The following is a 21,442-nucleotide window of genomic DNA, read 5'->3' as shown; positions in this document are numbered from 1 at the left end:
GGCAGGTTACTGCGCTTTGCGCGGCGCTGGAACCGGATATCGGCCGGGCCGCGAAAGGAAAACGGCCCCCGCCGGGTTGGGCGGGGGCCGTTGAGGATCGTCGCTGACGGCGGTTACTGCAGCGGCACCGTCACTTTCACGCTGAGGCCGTAGCTTTCGTAATCGGACTGACCGATACCGTCGTAATTGGCGCTCATGCTGAGCTGCGCGCCACGGCGGTCGGTATAGTTGAACCCGCCCTCGATCCGCGCCCGCAACCCGTCGGATTCGGTGGTGGCATCGCTGGACAGGGTCGCGCCCGACGCATCGCTGAAGTTATAGATCGCATCGACGGTGAAACGCGGTTCCCACACATCGCCGCCCGGCATCACGATCCGGCGCGAGAAGTTGGGCCCAACGCGCAGCTGCCCCAGCCAGACCTTCTGCGACGGGATCGGCACGCCCAGCGTATCGACATAGGCCAGCTGATTTTCGCGGATATAGGACACCGCGAAATTGGGCGACATGATCCAGTTGTTCTTCAGCTCGTACTGACCGCTCAGGCTGGCATCGACCAGGAAACGCTTGGTTTCGAACGTGTCGGTATAGGTGTTGAACGGGCTGATATCGTTGGTCGACCGACCCAGGGCGAAGCGCCCGTCGAAGATCAGGTTCGGCGCCAGCCGCGCGGTCACGTAGGGCCCGACCATCCAGCCGTGCCCGTCGACCGTACTGTCGGTGGTGGCCGAGGTATCGCGCATCGAATCGAACTGCACCAGCGCCCCGATCAGCAGGTCCTTGGACAGCACGTAATCGGCGCCCATGTAACCAAGCGCGAAATGACCGCTCGCCCCCGCACTGCCTTCGAATTCGTTGTACATGCCCTCGAACCAGATATCCCAGGGCGTGTTTTCCACGAACATGCTGTCGATATCGGGATTATGCGCCAACAGCGCCATCGTCCGCGCCGAGCGCATCCGCTGCGACGAGGTCGCGATGCGGTAGTTGCCGGAACCGATCGACATCAGGTCGAATTCCAGCGGGGACATCGACATGATGTCGCCGGTGGCGAAGCTCATCTGCTGGCCGCCGGCGCCGCCGGAATTCAGCCGCGCGATCCGGCGCGCCTGGTTGGGCTGGTTCGACAGCAGCAGGTTGTTGCGCCGGTGCAGGAAGTTGTGGATCGTATCCACGGTCTTCTGCAGCGAAGCGATACTGCTGATCGTACAGGTGACGGATTCGAAATTCGCCAGTTCCAGGTTGATCTGCCCGGCGGTGACGTCGGCGCTGCTGTCGTCGTCGCTGCAGCTGATGGTTTCATTGCCGACCCCGGTGGGGCGGCTTTGCGTCACCGTGTAGCTGCCTGCCGGAACCTCGATCGGGCCGATGGTGCCGCTGCCCCCCGCCGTCGCGATCGAGAAGTTCAGCGCCGCCGCGTCCGAGGCGAAGCCGAAGGTCCCGTCCTCGGTGGTTTGCTGCACGAAGGTGACATAGGCGTTGGTGTTCACGATCACCGTCACCTCGATCGACGCGGGCGCCTCGCTGGTTCCCAGGGTCGAGGACAGCGGCGACAACACGCTGGACAGGCTGCCGACCGCGATCGCGGTCACATCGACCCGCACCTCGCAGCTGTCCTGCGCGCCCGCCGTGCCGCCGGAGAAGCTGAAGCCGCTTTCCCCCGCCGTCGCCGTCAGGGTGCCGCCGCAGGCGGTGATCGCGCCGGTCGGGTTGGCGATGGTCAGGTTTTCCGGAAAGCTGCCGGTGAAGGCAAGGCCGCCAGCCTCGATGAAGTTGGCGCTGTTGTCGATGGTGACGATCAGGGTCGACTTGCCGCCCTGGGCAATGGTTTCGGGATCGAACCGCTGGGTCATGATCGGGGCTTCCGCCGCCGTTACGCTCAGCGTCGCGCTTGCGGTGCCGCTGTTGCCCAGCGACGAGCTCAGCTCGCCGCTGGTGTTTTCGGCATCCCCCACCGTGGCCGAGGTCACGTCGACGGTGATGTCGCAGCTTTCGCCCGCCGCCACCGTGCCGCCGGCATAGCTGATCAGCTCCGCCCCGGCCGCTGCGGTCAGCGTGCCGCCGCTACAGGTGGTTTCGGCATTGGGGTCCGCCGCCACCGTCATCCCTGCCGGGAAGCTGTCGGTGAAGGCCAAATCCGTCGCCGCCACCAGCGCGACGCTGTTGTCGATGGTGAAAGTCAGCGTCGACACATCGCCCTGGGAAATGCTGTCGGGCGTGAACGCCTTGGCAAAGCCCGGCACATCCGCCGCCAAAACGCTGAGCGTCGCACTTGCGGTACCGCTATTGCCCAGCGACGAGCTCAGCTCGCCCGAGGTGTTGTCGGCATCGCCCACCGTGGCGGAGGTCACGTCGACGGTGATGTCGCAGCTTTCGCCCGCCGCCACCGTGCCGCCGGCATAGCTGATCAGCTCCGCCCCGGCCGCTGCGGTCAGCGTGCCGTCGCTACAGGTGGTTTCGGCGTTCGGTTCTGCCGCCACCGTCATCCCTGCCGGGAAGCTGTCGGTGAAATCCAGATCCGCGGCAGCGATCAGTGCGGTGCTGTTGTCGATGGTGAAGGTCAGCGTCGACACCCCGCCTTGCACGATGCTGTCGGGCGTGAACGCCTTGGCAAAGCCCGGCACATCCGCCGCCGTCACGCTCAGCGTGGCCGAGGCGCTGCCGCTGTTGCCCAGCGACGAGGTCAGGTCGCCGGTGGTGTTGTCGGCATCGCCCACCGTGGTCGAGGTCACGTCGACCGTGACGGTACAGCTGCCAAGCCCGGCCGCCGTGCCGCCGCTATAGCTGACCGTGTCGGCCCCCGCCGCTGCGGTCAGCGTGCCGCCGCTACAGGTGGTTTCGGCGTTCGGTTCCGCCGCCACCGTCAATCCGGCCGGGAAGCTGTCGGAGAAATCCAGGTCCGTGGCATCCAGCGGCGAAGCGCTGTTGTCGATGGTGAAGGTCAGGGTCGACACCCCGCCCTGCGCGATGCTGTCGGGCGCGAAGACCTTGGTGAAATCGGGTGCACCCGGTTCCCGCACGCCCAGCGACGCCGAGGCAGGGCCGCTGTTGCCCAGCGACGACGTCAGATCGCCGCTGACGTTATTGGCTGTCCCGGCGGTGGCGGTGGTCACGCTGACCTCCACGGTGCAGGAGGTTTCCGCCGCGACGCTGCCCGCGGTCATCACGATCCGATCAGTGGCGGCGTCGGCGGTGATCGTCGTGCCGGTGCAGGTCGTCGACAGGCCCGGGGTCGCGGCAATCGTCATGCCGGCCGGGAAGATATCGGTGAAGGCCAGGTTCTCGGCCGCGACCAGTGCGCCGGTGTTATCGATGGTGAAGCTCAGCACCGTTTCGCCGCCCTGGACGATGCGATCGGGGCCGAACACCTTGGCGAAACCCGGCGCCGGGGCGGCGGTGACGGTCAGCGTGTCGCTGGCGGTGCCGCTGTTGCCCAGCGACGAGGTCAGGTCGCCGCTGGTATTCGCAGCCGCCCCCACCGTGGTGGAGGTCACGTCGACCGACACCGTGCAGCTGCCGCCGGCGGCGATCGTGCCGCCGCTATAGGCCACCGAAGACGCCCCCGCGACCGCCGCCAGCGTGCCGCCGGTACAGGTGCTGGCCCCGTTCGGAGTCGCAGCAACGGTCATGCCCGCCGGGAAATTGTCGAAGAAGGCCAGCGAGGTGGCGCCGATCAGCGCGCTGCCGTTGTCGATGGTGAAGGTCAGCGTCGTCACATCGCCCTGCACCATGCTGTCGGGCCCGAAGACCTTGGTGAAACCGGGCGCCGGGGCGGCGGTGATGGTCAGCGTGTCGCTGGCAGTGCCACCGGTGCCGTAATCGCTGGTCAGCGTGCCGGAAGTGTTGACATGGGCACCCACAGCGACCGAGGTCACATCGACCGAAACCGTACAGGTCGATGCCGCATTCACCAGGCCGCCACTATAGCTGACCGTCGATCCGCCTGCGACCGCCGTCAGCGTGCCGCCGGTACAGGTGGTGCTGCCATTGGCAGGCGAGGCAAGCACGACGCCGGTCGGAAGGTTGTCGGTGAAGTCCAATCCCGGCACCGCGCCGGTGCTGAGGCTCGCATCCACGGTGAAGGTCAGCGTCGAGGTATCGCCCTGCGCCATGCTGTCGGGCGCGAAGACCTTGCTAAAGCTGGGCGGCAGCGGGTTGACCGTCAGCGTGTCGGAAGCCCCGTTGGTGACGAACAGCCCGCCATCGGTCAGGTCGCTGGTGGTGCTGGTATAGGTCGTCGCAGCCGGGGTCGGAACCGACACCGTGACATCGAACTGACAGCTCTTGCCGGCTTCCAGCACCCCCGCCGTCAGGGCGATCACGCCGGTTCCGGTCACCGACGATCCGACACCGCAGGGATTGCTGCCCGGCAGCACGCTGGCCGCGGCGCCGGGAATATCCGTCGCCACGTTGTCGGTGAAGGCCAGGCTGTTGCGGTCGATGCCGCCAACCGGGTTGGAAATCGAATAGCTGATCACCACGTTGCTATTGGTGTTGGTGGTCGAGGGCGAAATCGATTTGCTGAAGGTCGGCAAGCTGGCCGAACGCACTTCGATACTGGCGCTGGCCTCTGGCCCGGCCACCGCCCCTGACGCGGTGGAACCGGTCACTTCCGAGGTGGTGTTGGTATAGGTACCCAGTGTCACGCCCGCGCTGAAATCCACCGGAATCTGCAGGCTGCAGTTGGCGCCAGCGGTCAGCGAAACGTTGGACAGCGTCAGAGTTGTGCCGCCCTCGCCGGTCAGCGTACCACCGCAGCTGTTCGAGGTCGCGGTGCCGAAACTCGTGCCACTGAGGAAGCTGGCCAGGTTGTCGGACAGCGTGATGCTCGTCGCGTCTTGCGATCCCAGGTTTTCCAGCGTCAGGGTCATGCTGGCGCTCGACCCGGCCAGGACATATTCGGAGCCGAAGGCCTTGGTCAGTTCGAAGGTGTAGCCGCCTTCGCCGCTCAGCCCAACCGTCAGGATGTCGGTCATCCCGTCGATCGTGACGCCAGCGCCGTCGATGGTGTAGCTCACATTGTTGGTCGGCAACGGATAATCCCCGTCCGCCGCCCCGCCGGGCACGTCTAGCGTCACGTCGAAGGTACAGCTGCCCCCCGCAGCGATGTTACCGCCGGAGAGCACCATGGTTGCCGAGCCGGACAACGCCGATCCCGCGCCACAGGGGGTCGCGGGCAGCGACGTCGCCAGCAGACCGGACAGCGATGCGTACAGCGGATGCGAGAAGGCGATGCCGGTCGCGTCGTAGGGCGCCCCGTTCGGATTGGTGATCGTATAACGCGCGGTCGCAGTGCCGCCGGCGGGGACCGAAGACTCCAGGATTTCAAACGACGCAGTCAGCGGCAAGGTGGACAGGATGGTGATCGTGTCGCTGGCCGCGGTATTGGCCTGCAGGGCCGCGCTGCCGCCATCGAGCGACGCGGTCAGGTCCGACGTGGTGTTGGTCGGGGTGCCGGCATTGATCCCCAGCGTGACGGTGACCGAGATTTCGCAGCTGCCGCTGGCGTTCAGCGTCCCGCCGGAAAAGCTGAGCGCCCCGGTCCCCGTACCGCTGACCGACCCGCCGCAGCTATTGGAAGCCACCGATGCCAGTACCGCGCCCGTGTGGAAGCTTTCCAGATCGTCGGTGAAGGAAATGTTGGTCGCGTCGACGGTTTCGCTGGAGTTGGTCAGGGAAAACGTCATTCCGACCGTTTCGCTGATCGACGCGGTGCCTTTGGCGAAGGTTTTCGACATCAGCAACGGCGAGGCCCCGGACACAATCGTCAGGTTCCCCGTTGCCGCATTCCCGATCAGGGTCGCGCCGTCGATCGTCGCGCTGATCGTGCTCGTGGTCTGCGGATAGGTGCCCGCATCGGTGCTTGCCGGCACCGCGAAACCGATGTCAAAGCTACAGCTGCCCCCCGCAACGAGATTGCCGCCGGTAAACACCAGGGTCGGGGTGCCCGAGATTGACTGCACGGAAATAAAACTGCCGGAACCGCAGATATTTGTACCGACCCCCGACGTGACTGTCGCCAATCCATCCAGCGGTACCGGCAACGAGAACGCGCCGTTCGTCGCCGCCGTGCCCACGTTCGGGTTGGTCAGCGTGAAGCTGCCCGTCGTCGTGTCGCCCGCATTGACCGAGGTAAAGGACAGCTGCAGGTCCAGAGGTGCCGCGCCGACATCCAGCGTATCGCTGGCGCCGCTGGCCGACGTTACCGACGCCCCGTCCACCGTCGCCGAAACGGTCGAGGTCGTGTTGGTATAAGTCCCTGCGCCGGCGCCGGAGGGGATTTGCACGGTGACGTCGAAACTACACCAGGCACGCGCGGCCAGCGATCCGTTGCTGAAGCTGATCAAGCCGGAACCGCTGATGCTCGACCCCGCCCCGCAGGGTTCGGAAGGCGCGCTGATCATCGTCGCTCCGCTGAGCATCGCTTCGAGATCGTCGGTGAAGCCGATATTGGTCGCGGCGTCTGCATCATTGGTGTTGTAAAGGGTGAAGCCCAGCGTGACGGTGCCGCCGGGGGCCACCGGATCGCCCGAAAACACCTTGGTCAGCGACACGCTCGCTGCCGGCGGCGGGTTTACCGTAAACTCGGCCGAGGCAACCCCGGCGGTTTGCGATGAGCCGTTAAAGTAGCTCAGTTCCGACGAGGTCAGCGTAAAGCTTCCCCCGGCGGTCCCCTGGATATCCACGGTAACGGTACAGGACCCCGCAGCCATGAAAAACGCGCCGGTGAGGCTGATCGAACTGCCGCCCGCCGGGGCGGTCAGCGTCCCTCCCGTACAGTCGGTTTGTACGTTGGAAGGCGATGCGATCTGCACACCGCTCGGGAGCGTTTCGCTAAACGTGAGGCCAGAAACAATCGCCGATATCGGGTTGTCGATGGTATAGGTCATCGTGCTGGTGCCGTTCAGGCTGACGGTGTCGGGCACGATGGTCTTGGAAAAGCTGAGCTTGTTGCTGTCTACGGTCAGCGTCGCGCTGGCCGCGCTGGCACTTCCCGCGGAAGATGTCAGAGACGAGGTGGTGTTGAGATAGCTGCCCGGGGTTGCGCCGGTGACGTTAACCGTCGTGGTGCAGCTGCTGCTGGCCGGCAGGCTACCGCTGGAAAAGGCGATCGTCGTGCCCCCAGCCGGGGCGCTCAGGGTCGCGTATGCTGCGCCGTCCTGGCCATAACAGGTGGTCTGCGCGTCCGGGGCGCTCGAAATTTGCAGCCCGGTGCTTAGAGTATGCGTAAATGCAAGATCGGTCACCGCAGTCGTGGGGGACCCGTTGGTGATCGTGTATGTGGCCACCGAAGTCCCGCCGACCCCGATGGCCGAAGGGGAAAAGGTCAGAGTGAACGTCGGCTGCGCGGCCGCGGCGGCGGCCTGAAACACGAATGCGGTGATCGCGAAGCTCAACAGCAGGAAGACACGGGTCATGCGGGCAGCAAGCATCGACAATCTGTTCATTCTATTTCCCTCTGAAATACCAAGACACACACCCAACAACCGGCGGTAAAATATCGGTGATAATCGCGTGTATTGAGAGCATAGTTTGCAGCTTCAAACAACATCTGCCGCACCCCTCTCCGCAGTTTTGTCGCCCCTGCTCCCCGGATTCCGCGATTTTGGAAACATCTCCTTAAGAAAGCTAACAGGGAAATGACCGAAATCCCGCGCCGGCGGCTGAATTGGCCCCGGATTCCCCACAGCTTCATTTTCTGAGTGCTTGAAAAATCAAAGAGATTCGCAACGGCCAATCCGGCACCATTGGCGCGTTGCCGGTCCCCGAAACCGGGAGGCCGACGCGCCTGCCGCCCGCATGCCGACACGGGCAAGGCCCCCGCAAGACCCCGGTCCGGGGCCCTGTCGGGGCGGTGTCAGGACCAGCCGGTCACTGCCGCGCGACGGTGTAAAGCGATCCGGGGCGCAGCCCCCCTTCGATCACGGTTTCGCCCCCGTCGATCCAGCGGATGCGCGCCTCGCGCAGCGCGGTCGCCTCGCCCAGACCGAAATAGGCGCGCGGCGCGTCGAAGGACATGAAGCCGCCGCCGAGCTGGATTTCCCGCGTCTGGGTGCGACCGCTATCGTCGGTCACGGTGATCTTGGCGCCGATCCCGTCGCGGTTGCCCACGAAATCGCGCAGTTCGAATCCCACCGCCTGGCGCTGCGAATTGTTGCGGAACAGCTGCAGCGGCCCGTTCACCGTATGGGTCAGCAGGTCCTGATCGCCGTCATTGTCCATGTCGAAGGAGGTGGCGCCCGCCGTCATCAGGAAATCTTCCAGCCCCGCCGGGCCCGAGGTTTCGGTGAAATGCCCGGTGCCGTCATTTTCGAAATAGAGGTTCGAGGGCGAATTTTCGTTCGGCACCCAGGTGCCGTTGGCGATGAACACGTCCTGGTCGCCGTCATTGTCGAAATCCTCGAACTTGGTGTCCCAGCTCCAGCCGCCGATATCCAGGCCGCGCGCCTCGGCCTCGTCCTCGAAGGCCGTGCCGTTCCAGCGCAGCAGCACGTTCTGGTGCAGGATCTGCTGCAGGCTGGCGTCGATTTCTTCAGTGCTGGGGCGGCGCGGGGTCAGGAAATGCAGGTCGCAGAAGCTGCGCGGCACCGGCTGGCTGGCCGGGATCAAGCCGCAGATCGACGCGTCGTCCTTCTGGATCGCCAAGTCCTTGATCAGCATCGCCTTGCATTCGGCCTGATAGCGGCCGCTCAGGTCGGCGCATTCCTCGGCATAGGTCGGATCGAACTGGTTGCCCGAGCGGTACCACGCCTTGATCTCCATGTTCTTTTCGCACAGCGCCCGGTCGGCGTCGCGCTTGATGCCGTCGCAATATTTGCGCTGATCCTGCATCTTCAGGATCTTGGACGCCTGCCGCGACCGGCCCGCGATCTGCGCCAGGTAGATCTCGCTCACCCCGTCGCCGGTCAGGTCACCCACCTTGATCGCCATCGTGGTGGTGGTGGTATGCGGGATGATTTCGTCATCATAGGTGATCGGGTCGAAGCCGCCCTTGCCGTCGCCGAGATAGAAATAATCCGGCACGTCGAAATCGTTGCCGATCAGCAGGTCCGCCATGCCGTCGCCGTTCATGTCGGAAAACAGCACCGAAAGGGTTTCGCCGGGAATGCCGGGCAGATCGGTGAAATGATCGCCGGTCAGCACGCCATCGTCGTTCCAGACGATGCGGTTGCGCGATTCCTCGCCGGGGATGCGGCGATACCAGCCCGCCGTCCAGTTGCCCAATGCGATGTCCAGATCGCCGTCGGCATCGGGATCGCCGAAGGCCATCGTCATGGTCAGCACCGCGTTTTCGCGATTGGCCACCGGCACCGGCGGTTCCGCCCCGAAAGAACCTTCGACATTGCGCAACAGGTAATTTCCCTGCCGGTAGGAGGTCAGGAACAGGTCGGGCCAGCCGTCATTGTCGATATCGGCCAGCACGGCGTTGAACATCGGCAGGTCGGCCAGGGCGCCGAAATCGGTGTCGACCCGGCTGAACCGCCCCTGCCCGTCGTTTTCGAACAGGTAGATCCCCGCCTCGGTCGAGGCGATCGCGATATCCAGGTCGCCATCGCGGTCGATATCGCCGCTCGACACGCTGCGACCTTCCCAGAACGGCGGCCACATGTCGCGCAGGCTGAATTCCAGCGGCTTGTCGATGCCGGCCTCCCAGGCTTCGACCCGGGTGAAACCGCCGTCGCCGGCGGGCGAAGACGGCGCGAAGGCGGTCGCCGCGATCTCGATCCGATCCGCATCCACACTGGTCACGGTCCAGGACGGGTCAGCGGCCTGCGCCCCGGTGGCGGTCAGCGCGGCGCAAAAAACCAGCGCCGCGCTGAATGGAACAACCATTCCGGCACCGTTCAACCGAGGGTCGGAAAAGATGCCATTGTGAAGGGAAGCCCCACCCGGATTGCTCATTGCACCACCTATTAATCGAGGATAAGTCTCAAACCGGAAAACTAAAATTAAAAAAATACGAACTCCCAATCAGGTTAGTTGGACAGTCTCATCAAAGCAATGAACGATATTGAAACTCGCGCAGATTGTATATCCGAGCCGGAAGAATTTGGCATTCTGGTCACCGGATATAATCGCCCAGGGCATCTGGAATCCGTTCTGAGCAGCCTCCAGAAACAAGGCCATACCGACAAAACCCATGTTTGGATCGACGGGACGCAGAAACGTTCCGAATATGCTGATGTTGCTGCGAAATCGGTCCAGGTCGCGCGGCAATTCCCGGTGCGCGAGGTCGTCGAAACGCGCGGCCATCTGGGCATCGAAAAACTGATGCTGGACGCGCTGGATCAAATGAGCCAGCGCTACCGCAGCGTCTTGGTGCTCGAGGATGACTGTTTTCCCTTGCAAAATGGCGTCGACAGGTTCCGCAAGGCGCTTGCGGAAGTGGCGGATAGACCGGACGTCTATTCGGTCTATGGGCACCCTTTCGGAACCGAACCCGAAAACGAACGGGATTTCACGCGTTTCCAGGGGTGGGGCTGGGCCGCTCATAGCGATCAGATTCAGAACCTGCTGCCAGAACTCAAACGCCTGTTCATGCTGACGGAAGCGGAATACCTCGACTATATCGCAACCAACATGACCGACGACATCCGCCGCCGCCTGCACCGAACCCCGGGCCGCGACGTTCTGAATGTGCTCAAGATGTTTTATTCTTGGGATTCGGCAACCTCATTTGTCACCGCTCGACGCAGGCTTCTGCATCGGCGCACAGAACCGAAGGCCGTCGTGAATACCGGGATCATCGAAGGGATCGGCCATTTTACCCAAGACTCCCAACGGTTACGCAACCCACCGCTCAACATGATCACGCTGGAAGAAGCCTGGGACCACTACGACAAACCTCTCTATCACCGGTCCATACTAATCATCGGTCACCCGCGCGGCGGCACGATGTTCACTGCCAAAATGCTTGGCCAGATGGGGTTCGATATCGGGCATGAACGCAATGGGGCCGACGGGTTTGCCAGCTGGATGCTGACCGTCGATACGCAAAACGCCCCATATGCGATGCATCCCATCGCCGAAAACCGACGCAATCTGCAATGGGACAACCTGATCCTGCCGACCCGCGATATCGCGGCGGCGGCGCCTTCGGTGATGCGCGAAAACTGCTATGCCCCGCCGTCCTATCAATTCCGTCGAGATGAGATTCGGAAGAAGTTCGGGCTCGACTTGGACGATCTGAGCAATGATTTCGAACGGGCCGTGGCGTCGATCGTTTACTGGATGCGGATGGCCTATGAGATGAAACCCGATCTCGTGTTCCGGATCGAGGATCAGCCCGAAAAGCTGCAGGACTATGCCGCGCGGCTCCGCCCCGAAGCCGCTGGTGTCACGCTCGACACCAACCCGGTCAACGCCAACAAGCTTTACAAGGGCGTCACCTATCCGAAACCCGACATTGATCCTAGCGATTGGGCCGCACTGCCAGACAGTCTGAAGGCCGAGGTCAGCTGGTATTGCGATACTTTCGGCTACGCTTCGCCGCTCTAAGGCCGGAACCCAGGCAGCGACGCCGCTTCGGCTGTCAACCGCCCGGCATCCACCCGCTCGAACCGGGTGTTGTCACCCCCGCCCAGCAAATCGAAACGCGGCGCGAAGCCGGAGATCACATGCACCACGTCGCATATCGTTCCGATATCCGTCGTATCGGGCAGATAGCGGTGATAGAACACGGCTTCAGCCGGGCTGCAGTCTGACCGGAAAAAGCTAGCCGTCCATGCATTGTGCCATCGCTTGGGCGGGACCAGTTCAACCGTACCGCCCGCATGAGCAGAGGGCAGGATCATGTTTGATCCATGTCCGCCGATCACCACATCGCTTTGACTGTACAGCAGATTCAATTGGCGGTCCTGTTCCGGCCCCGGTTTTTCGAACAGTAGGAACTCGGTCTCATCATCCCATCGGTCGGAGGATGAAATCCCGGCGACGACAAACCGCATATCCGGCGTCTCGCTCAGCAATTGCCGCCTCAGTTGCTGAACATTTTCGAGCTGGGCTTCGATGCTGCCGCCCCAGCAACGCGTATCGCGCCAGACATAGCAGACGGTCGGCCGTGCCCGGTTCCTGCCGCTGCTGCGCTCCATAGGCTGAACCCCGGAAAACCTGCTGATGTCGATATCCTCGGACGCCAGACTGGGCACGGTCTGACAGAATTCGGTTCCCGGATATTGCTGTATGAACGCTGCCATCCGGTTGTCCAGTTCCCGGCTCCAGCCGAGTCCGCTGCCGCCTTTCCATTTCACCGTGATCGCTCCCGCGATGCCTTCTGGCAAGAAGGACTGCAGCCAAGGCGCAATCAGTGGGATAAGCGGCCGCTCGGGATACCGTTTCATATAAGCATCCGCATGGAACAACCGCTTGAGAGCATGTCCGAAAATCGGGTCCAGGCAATGCAGCAGCAACGGCCGTTCCACGGCCTTTCCCAGATTGATTTCCACCTCGACTTCGGCCTGCGCTTCCATCATCTTGTCGAACCAGTTTTGCCAGAAAGGCAATATCGCAGCCCCCAAGTGACGCTGTTGCGTATGACAATAGCGGACCGGGCTAAGCAGCGCGAAACTGCTGGGCACATCGATGAAATATTCGTCGGAACACTGCGGACAGGTCGCATCGGCAAGCACCCGGTGCCCAGGCACCCGAAGCTTGCCCATTTTCAACCCAGTGCCACAGCGCGCACAGTCACCGGCGTCAATATCTTCAGGCCCCAGCGGTCCAAGACCATTGCTCGGCGATGCGATCACTTTCGCGCCCCTTTCGGAATTTCCGGTTCTAGCAGCTTCCTGTTTAGCAACACCATCAGAGGCTTTGAAACAAAAAGAAAAGCGGGCACTCGGCCCGCCTTTCGGTATCTCAGCTGCGATTGTGCTTTACTGGATCCGGGTTTCAAGCTCCGCGATCCGATCATTCAGTTGCTCGATATAGATATGAGCATGTTCCAGTTCATTCAGCATGCGGGTAAGCTTCAGCGTCACGTTGATCGGCTGTCCCGGTAGGGTCGGATCAAGGGCCGGAAGCCGCTTGTTCGCCCACATGAATTCAGCATGTTCCTTGATAGACGGCACTTCGTAAACGTCGGGGTCGAACACCGCGTCACACGGCCCCGGGTCACAGGTGCCGCCGCCGCCGGTCACCAGATTGCCGCGGATCGTCAGATCGCCGTTCTGCGCCAATTCCAGTTCGGGATCGGTTGTTGACGGATCATTGATCAGGAAACTGGTCCCGGTATTGGCGTTCGTCATCGTCCAAGCGACACCGGACTGCCGGTTTTCCAAATGAATGAAAGCACCGCCAAAGTTGGAAATCCCGATCATCCGGCGGACACGAGCCGTGGCGTTGGTGTTGTTCACCAGGAGGTGCGGCGTGCCTGCCGTAAGGTCGCTGTTTTCCTCAACATCCAGAGGTGCATCCGGACTCGCCGTCCCCAGCCCGATATCGCCATCCGTATCGATATAAAGCGAATTCGTCGGGGCGGTCGGACGGATCTTGAACGGAATACGCGACGCGTTGGTCACATCGCGGACGAAGAAGTTGGTTTCGTTGCCGGCCACGTCCCAGGTCTGGGCGGTGAAGCCCGACGACGAGTCCTGTTGCAGGCGCAGGGCCGGGGTGTTGCCGTTCAGAACATCGATATCAACCCCCGGAGCCGACGTGCCAAGGCCCAGCCGGCCCGCACTGGAGATATACATCGCGTTGTTACGCGCATTGGCTTCGACGGTGAACGGCCTCTTACTATTGGTGCCGTCGAGTAGCGCGAACCAGTTGTGGCCGCCGTTCGAACTTTCGTTGGCCTGCAGTTCCCAGTCGGTGTTCGGGAAGGCGCTGGACGCCGACGTGTCGTCGAACTTGATCCGCACGTTGTTTTCCTTCAGGCGGATGGTGTCGAACCCGAAGGCTTCGCCATTCACGCAATCGACCCCGACGCAGAGCGATCCCTGGACGATCACGTCCTGAATGAAGACCTCATCGGCCGAGGCGGCGCCCGTCACGGCGACGAGGGCGCTGGACGCCAAAAACTTCAATGCATTGCGTTTCAAATCTTTCATCGAGTCGGCTCTTTCTTATCCAAATACCTGTAAAGGGCGTCCAAACGGCTCAGCCCTCTTCTTCCCTGATTTCTTCGGGCGTGATGATCACGCCCCGTGCCACGGTGAAATGCCCGTTCAGCTGGAACGGCTTGCGCATGGTGTTGCTGGCGTTCTCACCGCGTCCGTTATCGATCGGATTGACGATTTCGATCACTTCATCGGTCGCCGCCTTCAGTTCGTAGCGGTAGATACCGTCGATCACCACGCTGCCGGAAAGCTGAAACACCGGGGTCCCGGTTTCCGCCTGGATCGAGATGATTTTGCCGTTCGGGGCCGAAATGGTCATGGTGGCGTTGCTCAACCCGGTCCAGTTCTCGAACCATACGGCGTTGGAATTGTGCTGCTGGACGGGTTCGGGTTCAGCCGCGAAAGCCGCGCCGGAACAGGCCACAACCGCAGCTACGAAGAGATGAGACACCCGCCGAAACACTCTGGAATTTCCCCTGTTAACCACTTGTTGTTTAATTAAACGTCGTAAACCAACGATTGTTTTTCCAAACTATAACAAATCCAGTTGTGGCTTGGAACATTTTTTAAATTAATCCAAGACTTACAATGGCAGGGTGTAAAATATACAAGGCAATCAACCAGAACCCTTCCGCACCCGGCCCGGCGGCAACGCCCCCGCACCTCATTTCAGTGCCGTTTTCTGCGCCGCCATCTGCTGCGCTTCGCTGATCTGTTCCGGGGTCATCCGCGCCGCCAATTCGGAGCTGATCGAAATCGCATCCGACATGCCCGCCGTGCCCGCCAGAATAAGCCACATGTGACCAAGCGCGTAATCCTGCGGCACGCCGCGGCCGTCGAAGTAAAGCAGCCCCAGATTCGCCATCGCCGGGGCCAGGCCGGCCTCGGCGGCCTGCCGCAGCAGCCCGGCGGCGGCCTGGAGATCCTGGAACTGCGCCGGTTGCCGGTTCAGCAGCAGCCAGGCCATCTGGAACTGCGCCACCGGATCGCCGGCGCGGGCCGCCTGGGTCATCTGGCGCAGCCCCTCTTCGCTGGTATCGGGTTCGGCCAGTCGCGGATCATAGACCGGCTGCGGCCCGGCGCCGGTATCGCCGCCCCTGCCCCCCTTGCGATAGAGCTCGACCGCCAGCGGTTCGTTCATCTCGACGCCGAAGCCGTTTTCATACATCACCGCCAGATTGGTCATCGCCACCGCCAGCCCCTGCTCGGCGGCCTTGGTGAACAGGCCCACGGCGCGTTCGTAATCCTGCGCCACGCCGTCGCCGCGCACGTAAAGCAGGCCCAGGTTGTTCAGCGCCCGCGCATGGCCGCGCGATGCCGGCCCCTGGTACAGTTCCCGCGCCCGGCCCAGATCCTGTTCGACCCCATGGCCGTGCTGGTACAGCACGCCAAGGCTGACGATGGCATCGTCGAGGCCCAGTTCGGCGGCCTTGGCATAGAACTCCGCCGCCCGGGTCGAGTCCGCCGTGCCGTCGGCGCCGTTTTCCAAAGCGGCGGCATAATCGTAGATGAATTGCGCATCGCCCGAAGCCGCCGCCGCCGCCAGCCATTTCAGCGCCAGCGCCGCGTCGCGCGGCGTGCCGATCCCGGCGAAGTAATACTGCCCCAGCCGGTTCTGCGCCGCCGCCTGCCCCTGATCCGCAGCCGCCTGCAACAGCTCGGCGGCCTGGGCGAAATTCTGCAGCACCTCGCGCCCGTTGTGATAGCGCATCGCCAGGGCGTATTGCGCCTCGGCCGATCCCGACTGCGCCGCCTGCTGCAGCGCCGCGACCGGCAGCTGGTCCCACCGGGCCCCATCCTGCGCCCCGGCCGTGCCGGTCAGGGCCAGCGCGATTAGCGCAGCCGCCGCACCGCCCCGCAGCAGCCGGGCAACGGTCATTTCACCACCTCGGCGGCCGGCATGGCGCGGATTTCATCGAAATAGGCCCGCGCCGCGCGCTGCGCCTGGGTGATCTGTTCGGCGGTCATCAGGTCGGAAATCACGCCGCGGAACTTGGCCGCCTCGGCGTGACCGCTGGCGGCGGCGATGTTCAGCCATTTATGCGCCTGCACGTAATCCTGCGCCACGCCCTGCCCCTTGGTCAGCATCACGCCCAGTTGGTACTGCGCCGCCACATCGCCCGCGACGGCGGCGGTTTCGAACAGTTGCGCGGCCTCCTCCAGCCGGTCGCCCGCGTCCAGGTACCACTGCGCCAGCGCGGTCTGCGCCGGGCGCAGCCCGTCCTGCGCCTGCGCCTCGACCCAGCTCAGCGCGGCCTTGTCGCCCTGCTGTGCCGCCGCCATCGCCCAGGGCACCGCGTAATGCGGCGGCGCCAGCCCGTCGAGCTTGCCCGCCCCGGCCAGTTGTCCCAGATGCGGCGCGACGGATTGGTCGCCCTGCGCCAGCGCCTTGCGGTAAAGCCGCACCGCCTTGGCCAGGTCGGGCGCGTCGCCGGTGCCATCCTCGGCCATCCGGGCGAGCGCCGTGGTGGCCGGGGCGTAACCGTCGTCCGAGGCGCGCTGGAACCAGGCCCAGGCGCGCGCCGGATCGGACACGAACGTCGTGCCGGACAGATAGGCCCGCCCCAGGTCGACCATCGCCAGCGTGTCGTTGCGCTTGGCCGCCTCGGTCAGCCAGCGCAGCGCCTCGTCGGCATCGGACTGAACGGAATCGCCGATCAGGTATTTCCTGCCCAGGCTGCGCTGCGCCATGACCAGGCCGCCCTCGGCCGAGCGTCGCAGCCAATCCAGCGCCTCGTCCCGGTTCCGTTCCATCCCGTTGCCGGTATCCAGCGCCACGGCCATGAAGAACTGCGCTTCGGTGTGCCCCGCCTCGGCGGCGGTGCGCAGCCAGTGCGCGGCCTGTTCGGTGTTCAGCTTGGTGCCCTCGCCGCGCGACAGCGCCTTGCTAAGCTCGTATTGCGCCGGCACATGTCCGCCCTCGGCGGCGGCCAGGAACCAGTTGAAGGCGCCTTTCAGGTCCTTTTCGGTGCCGTGGCCCTCGCGCTTGAGCAGGGCCAGGTAATACTGCGCCTCGGGCATTCCGCGCGCGGCGGCATTGGCGAACAGTTCGGCGGCGCGTTCGGGCCGGTCGTAGGGGCTGCCCTTTTCGCCGGACAGATAGATCCGCCCCAGCAGCACCGCCGCGTCGGCGCTGTTCTGTTCCACCGCCCGTTCCAGCCAAACGCGCGCCGCCTCGACATCGCGCGGCCCGCCCTTGCCCTCCAGCAGAACCCGGCCATAGCGGTATTGCGCCAGCGCCGTGCCGGTTTGCTCGGCATGGCGTTTCAGCCCCTGGCGGACGAACACGTAATCGGCGCGTTTCCAGGCCTGTTCGATCGCGGCCATATCAGGCATCGGCGCGGTCGCGCTTTCGGCGGCAACGGCGCCGTCAGCGACCGGTTGCTGTTGCTGAGCGGCAAGCGCGGCGGGCAAGGCCAGAAGGGCGGGAAGAAGGACGATACGTGTAAATTGCCCCATGCGGCACCAGATCCATTCAGCAATAAAAGAGCGTTGAAGTTACAAGATTTGCCCGGACCTTATGGGCTCTGCCGGGCGATATCAACGGCTCATCCCGCCAAGGCGTCCAGCAGCCAAAGCAGCGCCGTGGCTGCGCACAGCGCCGCGCCGAAGGGCAGCCTGCGCGACCAAAGCTCGCGGCTTTCCCGTTCATCGGAAACCACCTGCTGAAACAGCGCCACCGACAGCGCACCCAGGGCCGCGATCAGCAGCAGCGACGGCAGGTCGGCCGGACCGGTAAAGGCCCCGATCCCCGCCATCAGCTTCACATCGCCCAACCCCAGCCCTTCGCGCCCCCGCAGCGCCCGGTAGCCGATCCGCAGCGCCAGGAAGCTGCCTGCCCCCACGCCCGCGCCGATCAGCGCCATGTCCAGCCGCCCTTCGCGCCAGGCCAGCGCCAGCGCCACCAGGAACAGCCCCCCGGTCAGCAGGTCCGGCAGCCGGAACCAGATCAGATCGGTCACCGCCAGCGTCAGCAGCAGCCACAAAAACAGCGCCGTCAGCCACATCTGCACCGCGTCGCCCCCCGCCAGCACCGCCAGCACCGCCGCCCCCGTCGCAGCGATTTCGGTATAAAGCGTGACCGCCGGGATCGCCGCGCCGCAATGGCGGCAGCGCCCCCGGTTCAGCGCGAAGGACAGCACCGGCAGCAGGTCGCGCAGGCCCAACCGGGTACCGCAGCTGCGGCAGGTGGACGGGCTTGTCACCACGTTTTCGCCGCGCGGCAGCCGGTCCGCCAGCAGCGCCAGGAACGACCCGATGAACGGGCCGATCAGGATCAGGAAAATCGCGGTGAAGTCTGCGGCCGGCACGGATCGGGTCCAATCTGAGGGATGCGGCGATTTTAAGGGGGCCGCCCGGCCCTTGTCCATTGCCGGAATGGTGCGGGATCGATTATCCAAGCATGGACATTAGTTAACCGCCTTTCCTATCATGCGCGCGAACAAGAGGATTTTTCGTCCATGACGCCCCAACCGATTTCCACCTGCAAGGCCCGCCAAGACAAAGACGAAGGCTTTTCGCTGCTCGAACTGATGGTCGTGGTGGTGATCCTGTCGGTGCTGGCCCTGGTCATCGTGCCGCGCGTCATCGACCGCCCCGATCAGGCCCGCGCCGCCCGCGCCCAGGCCGATATCGCCGCCATCACCAGCGCGGTGAACCTCTACCGGCTGGACAATTTCCGCTATCCCAGCACCGAACAGGGGCTGGCCGCGCTGGTCACCCGGCCCAGCACCGACCCGGTGCCGGAAAACTGGGCCACCAACGGGTATATGGACCGGCTGCCGGTCGATCCCTGGGGCAAGCCCTATCAATATCTGCAACCGGGCGTGCATGGCGATTTCGACATCTTCACCTATGGCGCCGACGGCACCGCCGGGGGCGACGGCGCCAATGCGGATATCGGATCATGGGCCGCGCAATAGGGCCTGACGCGGGCTTTACCCTGATCGAGCTGCTGATCGCCGTCGCGGTGATGGCGGTGCTGGCCGTGGGCGCCAGCCTGACGGCGCTTGGCGGGGCGCGCGAAGACAGCGATCTTGCCCGCTTCCGCGCCCAGTTCGACACCGCCCGGATGCTGGCGATCACCGGGCAGCAAAGCCGGGGGCTGACGATCAGCTCGCGCGGGATGCAGCCGGCCGAACACGGCGCCGAGGGCTGGTCCCCGGCGGGGCGCGAGCTGCGCTGGCGCGGCCGGGTGGCGCTGAGCGTGCCGCAAACCGCCCGGATGGGCGGCACCGGCACGCCCGACCTGGTGTTCCTCGCCAATGGGCAGACCACGCCGTTCCGTCTGGGATTTTCCGACGGGGGCCGGGTGGTGAGCTGCCGCTCGGACGGCTGGACGGGGCTGACATGCGACGGCGATTAAAGCGCGGCGGCGACAAGGGGCTGACCCTGCTGGAACTGGTCATCGCGGTGGCGGTGCTGGCGATCGGCGGCATCGCCGCGATCCGCGCCTCCGACCAGTCGCGCGTCGCCATCGGCGGCGAGGCCCCGCGCCTTCTGGCCCGCATCGCCGCGCGCAACCGGGCCGAGGAACTGCAATTACTGGGCGCCACGGCGCAACTGCCCGACACGGTGCACATGGCCGGGCAGGATTTCCGCCTGAGCACCGAACGCGAAGCGACCGCGGGCGGGCTGATCAGGGCCACCGTGACCGCCCGCGCGGAAAGTGGCGAAGGCGCGCAGCTGATCCTCTACCTGCCGCCGGGGGCGATGCGATGATCCCGCGCGGCAGACACATACGCGGCATCACCCTGATCGAACTGGTGGTGGCGATGGCGATCTTCGCGCTGGTCGCGGTGATGGGGGCGCAGGCGCTGACCGGCATGATCCGGATGCGCGACGACCTGTCGGACCGATCCGACGGCAACGCCGAATTGGCGCAGGCCGCCAGCCTGATCCGCGCCGATCTGTCCGCCGCGCTGCCGATGCTGTTCTACCCCCCGGACAACGGTGCGCCGCAATCGGCGATGCGCCAGCGCGGCGATGTCTTCGCCCTGACTGTGGGCGGCCAGCCGGTGATGCGCCCCGGCCCGGGCGGCGACCTGCCCGCCACCGCCCGCCAGCGGGTGGAATACCGGCTCGACCGCGACACGCGCACCCTGCTGCGCCGGTCCTGGGCCGCGCTGACCCCGGCACGCACCGAGGCGCTGAGCCCCGAGATGCCGGTCATGACCGGCGTCACCGCCCTGCGCCTGCGCAGCTACTGGGATCAAATCGGATGGGTCGACGGCGTCGCCCCGCCCCGCGCGGTGCTGCGCGACAGCCAGCAGGCCAGCGACAACGACCAGAGCGGCGCCGCGCCCGAGGTCTATTCCAGCGCCCTGCCGCTGGCAATTGAGCTCACGCTGGACACCGAAAGCCACGGCGCCATCCCGCTGCTGGAGGCGCTGCAATGAAGGATCGCGGCTTCGTCCTGATCAACGCGCTGGTAATCGTGGCGGCGCTGGCGGCGGTGGCGGTGCTGCTGCTGATCCGCGCCGAAACCGGCCGTGTCCGGTTGCAGGCGGGGATGGAGGCGGAACAGCTCACCCTGGGCCTCGACGCGTTCGAAGCGCTGGCGGTGACCCTGCTGATGCGCGACGCCAACCCGGCGGTGGATCATGCGGGCGAAGACTGGGCCAGGACCGGCCGCGAGGTGACGCTGGCGCGCGGCAGCGTGGCGGGGCAGATCAGTGACCTGCAGGGGCTGTTCAACGTGAACTGGCTGGCCGACCCGGAAAACGCCTGGGCCGGGCCGGCGTTCGACCGCCTGCTGACCCGGCTGGCGGTGCCGTCGGATGCCGGGGCCGCGATCCGCGATTTCGTAAGCCCCGGCGGGCCGGACAACCGCGACGCCTTCCTGCGGCTAGACCCGCCGCTGGCGCCGGTGGGCGGCAGCATCGTGATGGTCGATCAGCTGCAATCGCTGCCCGGCCTTTCGCCGCGCGCTTACGCGCGGCTGCGCCCGTTCCTCGCCGCGCTGCCGGGCGACAGCCGGTTGAACGTGAACACCGCGCCGAAGGACATCCTCGCCGCGCTGCTGCCCGAGTTGCCCGGCGCGGCGCTGGACCGGATCGTGTCCGGGCGCGACCGCACCCCTTTCCGCTCGGCCGAGGCCTTCCTGACCGAGGTCGGGCTGGCCCGGCCCGGGGAGGACGCCGAAGAAGCACCGGAGGCCGCAGACGATCCCGCCATCATCGGCGCCGATCACGTCGCGGTCGGTTCCGACTGGTTCCGCGCCGAGATCACCGCCCGGCTGGCCGGACGCAGCGCCGAACGGGTCACGGTGATCCATCGCCCCGCCCCGCCGCGCCGCCCGGAAATCGCCTGGCGGATCAGCCGCCGACCATGATCTATTGCAAGTGCCCGCATCTGCCGCCATCCTGCCCCGAACACAGACGCGA

The 21,442-nt window shown here is 64.8% G+C and carries 14 protein-coding genes; 6 read left to right on the top strand and 8 right to left on the bottom strand.

What is annotated here, in order from left to right:
* Positions 1-113 precede the first annotated feature (113 nt).
* Together GR167_RS11695 and GR167_RS11690 are read right to left on the bottom strand one after the other, a co-directional pair.
* The gene (locus tag GR167_RS11695) at positions 114-7,415 is read right to left on the bottom strand and encodes an autotransporter outer membrane beta-barrel domain-containing protein (protein ID WP_160973681.1); all 7,302 of its coding nucleotides are present in this window, start codon (positions 7,413-7,415) and stop codon (positions 114-116) included.
* A 454-nt stretch (positions 7,416-7,869) separates the two neighbouring features.
* A complete protein-coding gene (locus GR167_RS11690; RefSeq protein ID WP_235915932.1) occupies positions 7,870-9,831 on the bottom strand; it encodes a CRTAC1 family protein in 1,962 nt (653 codons plus the stop codon).
* A 168-nt stretch (positions 9,832-9,999) separates the two neighbouring features.
* Between GR167_RS11690 and GR167_RS11685 the strand changes: the two genes are divergently transcribed.
* A complete protein-coding gene (locus GR167_RS11685; protein ID WP_160973678.1) occupies positions 10,000-11,496 on the top strand; it encodes a hypothetical protein in 1,497 nt (498 codons plus the stop codon).
* On the opposite strand, the gene GR167_RS11680 is transcribed toward GR167_RS11685, so the two are convergent.
* The 6 genes from GR167_RS11680 to GR167_RS11655 form a co-directional block, all read right to left on the bottom strand.
* The gene (locus GR167_RS11680; protein ID WP_160973676.1) at positions 11,493-12,746 is read right to left on the bottom strand and encodes a hypothetical protein; all 1,254 of its coding nucleotides are present in this window, start codon (positions 12,744-12,746) and stop codon (positions 11,493-11,495) included. The genes GR167_RS11685 and GR167_RS11680 overlap by 4 nt on opposite strands.
* Before the next feature lie 126 nt (positions 12,747-12,872).
* Positions 12,873-14,048, bottom strand: a complete 1,176-nt coding sequence (locus tag GR167_RS11675; protein ID WP_160973674.1) for a hypothetical protein — start codon at positions 14,046-14,048, stop codon at positions 12,873-12,875.
* Positions 14,049-14,097: 49 nt separating this feature from the next.
* On the bottom strand, positions 14,098-14,508 hold the full coding sequence (locus GR167_RS11670) for a hypothetical protein (RefSeq protein ID WP_160973673.1): 411 nt from the start codon (positions 14,506-14,508) through the stop codon (positions 14,098-14,100).
* 213 nt (positions 14,509-14,721) lie between these two features.
* Complete coding sequence (locus GR167_RS11665) at positions 14,722-15,936, bottom strand: tetratricopeptide repeat protein (RefSeq protein WP_160973672.1); 1,215 nt, start codon at positions 15,934-15,936, stop codon at positions 14,722-14,724.
* On the bottom strand, positions 15,933-17,516 hold the full coding sequence (locus GR167_RS11660) for an SEL1-like repeat protein (protein ID WP_160973671.1): 1,584 nt from the start codon (positions 17,514-17,516) through the stop codon (positions 15,933-15,935). The genes GR167_RS11665 and GR167_RS11660 overlap by 4 nt, the downstream gene beginning before the upstream one ends.
* 89 nt (positions 17,517-17,605) lie before the next feature.
* Positions 17,606-18,367 (bottom strand): prepilin peptidase, encoded by a 762-nt coding sequence (locus tag GR167_RS11655; RefSeq protein WP_160973670.1) that lies wholly within the window; start codon positions 18,365-18,367, stop codon positions 17,606-17,608.
* Between the two features lie 150 nt (positions 18,368-18,517).
* Here GR167_RS11655 and gspG point away from each other — a divergent pair, with 150 nt between their 5' ends.
* From gspG to gspK, 5 genes are read left to right on the top strand one after another with little or no spacing between them, the layout of a single operon-like run.
* Complete coding sequence (gene gspG, locus GR167_RS11650; RefSeq protein WP_160973669.1) at positions 18,518-18,979, top strand: type II secretion system major pseudopilin GspG; 462 nt, start codon at positions 18,518-18,520, stop codon at positions 18,977-18,979.
* On the top strand, positions 18,964-19,422 hold the full coding sequence (locus GR167_RS11645; RefSeq protein WP_160973668.1) for a prepilin-type N-terminal cleavage/methylation domain-containing protein: 459 nt from the start codon (positions 18,964-18,966) through the stop codon (positions 19,420-19,422). The genes gspG and GR167_RS11645 overlap by 16 nt, the downstream gene beginning before the upstream one ends.
* Positions 19,407-19,778 (top strand): prepilin-type N-terminal cleavage/methylation domain-containing protein, encoded by a 372-nt coding sequence (locus GR167_RS11640; protein WP_160973667.1) that lies wholly within the window; start codon positions 19,407-19,409, stop codon positions 19,776-19,778. The genes GR167_RS11645 and GR167_RS11640 overlap by 16 nt, the downstream gene beginning before the upstream one ends.
* A complete protein-coding gene (locus GR167_RS11635) occupies positions 19,775-20,455 on the top strand; it encodes a type II secretion system protein GspJ (RefSeq protein ID WP_160973853.1) in 681 nt (226 codons plus the stop codon). Before GR167_RS11640 ends, GR167_RS11635 begins: the two co-directional genes overlap by 4 nt.
* Positions 20,452-21,390 (top strand): type II secretion system minor pseudopilin GspK, encoded by a 939-nt coding sequence (gene gspK, locus GR167_RS11630; RefSeq protein ID WP_160973666.1) that lies wholly within the window; start codon positions 20,452-20,454, stop codon positions 21,388-21,390. The genes GR167_RS11635 and gspK overlap by 4 nt, the downstream gene beginning before the upstream one ends.
* Positions 21,391-21,442: the final 52 nt, after the last annotated feature.

This window comes from Thalassovita mangrovi, from assembly GCF_009857745.1.
GTDB classification, from domain to species: Bacteria; Pseudomonadota; Alphaproteobacteria; order Rhodobacterales; family Rhodobacteraceae; genus Thalassobius; species Thalassobius mangrovi.
The sequence above is the reverse complement of the archived record's forward strand: the minus strand, read 5'-3'. Positions and strand labels throughout refer to the sequence as shown.